This window comes from Mesorhizobium sp. M7A.F.Ca.ET.027.03.2.1 (genome assembly GCF_003999175.1).
Classification (GTDB): domain Bacteria; phylum Pseudomonadota; class Alphaproteobacteria; order Rhizobiales; family Rhizobiaceae; genus Mesorhizobium.
The window spans coordinates 1-3,424 of sequence record NZ_RZOM01000672.1; the positions used below are offsets into that span (position 1 = coordinate 1).

Sequence of the window (3,424 nt, forward strand, 5' to 3'; positions counted from 1 at the left end):
GGCGATATCTGTTCGAGTGCCTTATGCACGATTCGACCCTGGATGCGCGAGAGCATGTCGGCAAGTCTGCTGACATCGAGCAGGCCGGTGGCCGCATCGGCACGTGTCGCCTGAAGCAGGATGTGGTCCGGTTCATGGCTGCGCAGCACGTCGTAGATCAGGTCGGTCGAGACCGTGACCTGGCGACCACTCTTTTCCTGGCCCGGATGGCGTTTCTCGATCAACCCCGAAATCAGCGCGCAATTGCGGAAGGTGCGTTTGAGAAGCCAGCTGTCGGCCAGCCAGGCTTCGAGGTCATCGCCCAGCATATCCTGGTCGAAAAGGGCGCCAAGCGAGGGCTTCCTTGCTTTGAACATCGCGCCCATGTCGCCCAATGACCATATCGCCAGCGCATAGTCGGTGGCGACAAAGCCGAGCGGCCTGGCTCCTGCCCTGTCGAGACGGCGGGTGAGCAGCATGCCGAGCGTCTGGTGCGCCAGCCTGCCCTCGAACGGATAAGCCACCAGATAATGGCGGTTGCCTCGTGGAAAGGTCTCGATCAGCAGGTCATCGCGTTTGGGCAGCACCGATTTGTCGGCCTGGAATCGCAGCCAGTCGGCGACCTGCTCGGGCAGCTTCTTCCATCGCTGCGGGTCGTCCAGCATGATGCGGACCTGTTCGGCGAGATAGGTCGAAAGCGGGAACTTGCCGCCACCATAGTAAGGCACCTTGGCATCGCTGCCGGGCGCGTTCGAGACGAAGCATTCATTCTCGCGGATGCCTTCGAAGCGGAGAACCTTGCCGGCGAACATGAAGGTGTCGCCATGCGTTAGCGTTTCGAGGAAGGCCTCCTCGATCTTGCCGAGAACCCTGCCGCCGCGCGACGCCGCGCCCTTGCTGCCCGCTTGCACATAGCGCACGTTAAGCGCCGGCACCTCGATGATGGTGCCGACATTCAGCCGGTATTGCTGGGCGATACGAGGATTGGACACCCGCCAGAACCCATCCTTGTTCAGGCGTATGCGGGCGTAGCGCTCGTAATTCTTGAGCGCATAGCCGCCGGTGGCGACGAAATCGATGACGCGGTCGAATGTCGTCCGGTCGAGGCTGACATAGGGCGCAGCCGTACGCACTTCCTCGAACAGGTCATCGGCACGGAATGGCGCGCCGCAGGCGCAGCCGAGCACATGCTGGGCCAGCACATCGAGCCCGCCATCGATCAAGGGAGGCGTGTCCTGCGCGCCGAGATAGTTGGCGTCGAGGGCGGCCCGGCATTCCAGCACCTCGAAGCGATTGGCGGGAATGAGGATCGCCTTGGACGGCTCGTCCATGCGGTGGTTGGCGCGGCCGATGCGCTGCGCCAGCCGGCTCGCCCCCTTCGGCGCACCGACATGCACAACCAGATCGACATCGCCCCAGTCGATGCCGAGGTCGAGCGTCGAGGTGGCGACGATGGCGCGCAGTGCGTTTTCCCCCATCGCCTTTTCGACGCGCCGGCGCTGGGCGACGTCGAGCGAACCGTGGTGCAGCGCGATCGGCAAAGTGTCCTCGTTGACCCGCCACAATTCCTGGAACAGCAACTCCGCCTGACTGCGCGTGTTCACGAACAGCAGGGTCGTCTTGTGGCGCTTGATCTCGCGATAGATTTCCGGCGTGGCGTAGCGCGCGGAATGTCCCGCCCAAGGCACGCGCTCTTCGGAATCGAGGATGGAAATCTCCGGTTTAGCTCCCCCGGTGACGACGATCAGTTCGGCCATGCTATGGCCGGTCGGACCCTTGGGCGGATTCTGGCTGACCAGCCAGCGCCGCAACTCGTCCGGTTCGGCCACCGTCGCTGACAGGCCGATCGTCTGCAGGCCGGGGACAAAGCTGCGCAGCCGCGCCAGGCCGAGCGCCAGCAGATGCCCGCGTTTCGACGTCACCAGCGAGTGCAACTCGTCGAGCACGACGTAGCGCAGATCCTCGAAGAAGCGTCTTGCATCGCCTGCCGCAATCAGCAGCGCCAGTTGCTCGGGCGTGGTCAGCAGGATGTCGGGCGGCACCAGCTTCTGGCGCTGGCGCTTGTGGGCGGGAGTGTCGCCGGTGCGCGTCTCGATGGTGACGGGAAGGCCGATTTCCTCCACCGGCTTGCCGAGATTGCGCTCAATATCGACGGCAAGCGCCTTCAGCGGCGAGATGTAGAGCGTGTGGATACCGCGACGCGCCTGGCCCGGCTTTCTCTTGGGCCGGTTGGCCAGTTCAGTGAGCGAAGGCAGGAACCCGGCCAGCGTCTTGCCGGCACCGGTCGGCGCAATCAGCAGGACTGATTGCCCGGCCTGGGCTTTCGCCAGAAGTTCGATCTGATGGGCGCGCGGCGACCAGCCTTTCTCGCCAAACCATCTGAGGAATGGTTCGGGCAGGGCCACGGCGGCATTCTGTTCGGCAAGGCGCGGCTGCTCTGTCACCCGCCAGAGGTAGCGCGACGGCACGCGAACGCCAAGGAAAATCGGAACAAAAGGTGATCGAGGTGAGCTTTCCTCGCCCCGTTTACGGGGAGAGGATGCCGGCAGGCAGGTGAGGGGCAGCGCGAACCATCAAATGCTGGCACTGCCCCTCATCCGCCCTTCGGGCACCTTCTCCCCGTGAACGGGGCGAAGGAAGAAAGGCTACGGCCTCCTGAACCCGGTCGGACCGCCGTAAAGATATCCGATGCGGGCGACGGCGTCCTTCAGTCCTTCGCGCGACACCAGCATGGTGTGGCCGTTGGCGTGGATCATCGTGTCGGCGTCGGTCATGACGGCGACATGGCCCTTCCAGAACACCAGATCGCCGCGTCGCAACCCGGAGAAATCAGGTCCCGGTTCGAGCGGCTCGCCAAGTGTCGCCGCCTGCATGTCGGAATCGCGCAGCACGTCTCTGCCGGCCATGCGCATCGCCAATTGCACCAGACCCGAACAGTCGATGCCGAAACCGGAAGTGCCACCCCAGAGATAGGGCGTGCCGAGAAACGCTTCGGCAACTGCGACATAGTCGGAGGCAGCTTCACTGAGCGGCCGCAGATGACCCGCAATCAGCGTCTCCCCGGAAGGCAGGACCGCATAGTGCGTACCGCGTGTCTCGGCGGCCTCCGTCACCGTCACCGTCGATCCCATCGACAATTGTCCGGCGATTGGAAAGCGCAGATCCGGCCCGGGGTAGAGGAAGGTGCGCGGCACGCAGACGATGTGCGTCGGCGCATGGTCCCGTTTGCCCAGCACCGTGTCGGCGACGTAGCCGACATAGCCGTCGCGTTCGGCCTGGACCCACGCCCAGCCCTCAGCGACATCGAAGACCAGGACATCGTCGCCGAACAGCGCTTGCGTGTTGACGCTGGCGTCCGGCCGCGGCGCCTTGCGCATATCGGCCACTGACGCGGTGACCCGCGCCGGCCGGACGCCAGCGTCAACACGCAAGCGCTGTTCGGCGA

At 64.5% G+C, this 3,424-nt stretch carries 2 protein-coding genes; both read right to left on the minus strand.

The window, feature by feature from the left end; translation table 11 throughout:
- The coding region (locus tag EN750_RS24610; RefSeq protein WP_127397984.1) for a ligase-associated DNA damage response DEXH box helicase at positions 1-2,423 on the minus strand (2,423 nt) is incomplete at its 3' end.
- A gap of 201 nt (positions 2,424-2,624) precedes the next feature.
- Positions 2,625-3,424, minus strand: an 800-nt coding sequence (locus EN750_RS24615) for an NlpC/P60 family protein (protein ID WP_245482793.1), incomplete at its 5' end; no start/stop codon positions are given.